Here is a 1,272-nt window from a genome sequence, read left to right as displayed (position 1 = left end):
CCGACGGCAACCGCCCCTACGACATGCACAAGGTCATCGAGGAACTCGTCGACGACGGCGACTTCCTCGAGGTCCACGAACGCTGGGCGCGCAACATCGTCTGCGCGCTGGCCCGGCTGGACGGCCAGGTCGTCGGCATCGTGGCCAACCAGCCCCAGTCACTGGCCGGTGTCCTGGACATCGAGGCGTCCGAGAAGGCCGCACGGTTCGTCCAGATGTGTGACGCCTTCAACATCCCCATCATCACTCTTCTGGACGTACCCGGCTTCCTTCCCGGCGTCGACCAGGAGCACGGTGGGATCATCCGCCACGGTGCGAAACTGCTGTACGCGTACTGCAACGCGACCGTGCCGCGGATCTCGCTGATCCTGCGCAAGGCCTACGGAGGCGCGTACATCGTGATGGACAGCCAGTCCATCGGAGCCGACCTCACCTACGCGTGGCCGACCAACGAGATCGCGGTGATGGGCGCCGAAGGTGCCGCCAACGTCATCTTCCGCCGTCAGATCGCGGACGCCGAGGACCCCGAAGCCATGCGGGCCCGCATGGTCAAGGAGTACAAGGCCGAGCTGATGCACCCCTACTACGCCGCGGAGCGCGGCCTGGTCGACGACGTCATCGACCCCGCCGAGACGCGCGAGGTCCTGATCGCCTCTCTCGCCATGCTCCGCACCAAGCACGCCGACCTGCCGGCCCGCAAGCACGGCAACCCGCCGCAGTAGCCGCAGCCGCCCCAGCGACCCCGACGGCACCCGCGACCAGCCGCCCAGAAGACGGAGACCCCATGACCGCCACCCCCGCCGAGTCAGTGCTGCGCGTCGAGAAGGGCCACGCGGGCCCCGAGGAGCTCGCGGCCATCACCGCGGTCCTGCTCGCCCGCGCCGCCGCCCAGCCCGACGCACCCGCCCGCCGAGGCCGTGACACCGCCGGATGGCGCCGTCTGGAGCGCACCCCCGGTTTCCGCGCCCCGCACAGCTGGCAGGGCTGAGAGCGCCCCCGCAGGCCGTTCCCCGGCCCCGTGGGGGCCGAACCGGACGAAGAAGGCCCCGTACTCCAGCTCGGAGTACGGGGCCTTCGCCGTGCGGTGGCGCGATCAGCGCAGGCGGGCCATCAGGGCGTGCTCCACGAGCGTGATCAGCGCGCTCTTGGCGTCCGCGCGGTGGCGGGCGTCCGTCGTCAGGATGGGGGTGTCCGGTCCGATCTGGAGTGCTTCGCGGACCTCGTCGGGGGTGTAGGGCTGGTGTCCGTCGAAGCCGTTGAGGGCGATGACGA

2 protein-coding genes and 1 pseudogene are annotated in these 1,272 nt (G+C 70.4%); 2 read left to right on the top strand and 1 reads right to left on the bottom strand.

The genetic code is table 11. The annotated features are described in order from the left end of the window. Nucleotides 1-722, top strand: a 722-nt coding sequence (locus BA175_RS07475; RefSeq protein ID WP_302622484.1) for an acyl-CoA carboxylase subunit beta, incomplete at its 5' end; no start/stop codon positions are given. 62 nt (nucleotides 723-784) lie between these two features. Further along, nucleotides 785-988: an acyl-CoA carboxylase subunit epsilon gene (locus BA175_RS07470; RefSeq protein ID WP_069170502.1), complete on the top strand. Its 204-nt coding sequence runs from the start codon at nucleotides 785-787 to the stop codon at nucleotides 986-988. A 105-nt stretch (nucleotides 989-1,093) separates the two neighbouring features. On the opposite strand, the pseudogene BA175_RS07465 reads toward BA175_RS07470, so the two are convergent. Continuing rightward, a pseudogene (locus BA175_RS07465) lies at nucleotides 1,094-1,272 on the bottom strand (ATP-binding protein); the annotation flags it as partial.

Origin of the sequence: Streptomyces griseus (assembly GCF_001715295.1) — a bacterium.
GTDB classification, from domain to species: Bacteria; Actinomycetota; Actinomycetes; order Streptomycetales; family Streptomycetaceae; genus Streptomyces; species Streptomyces griseus_G.
This window is presented reverse-complemented; position numbering and strand designations above follow the sequence as displayed.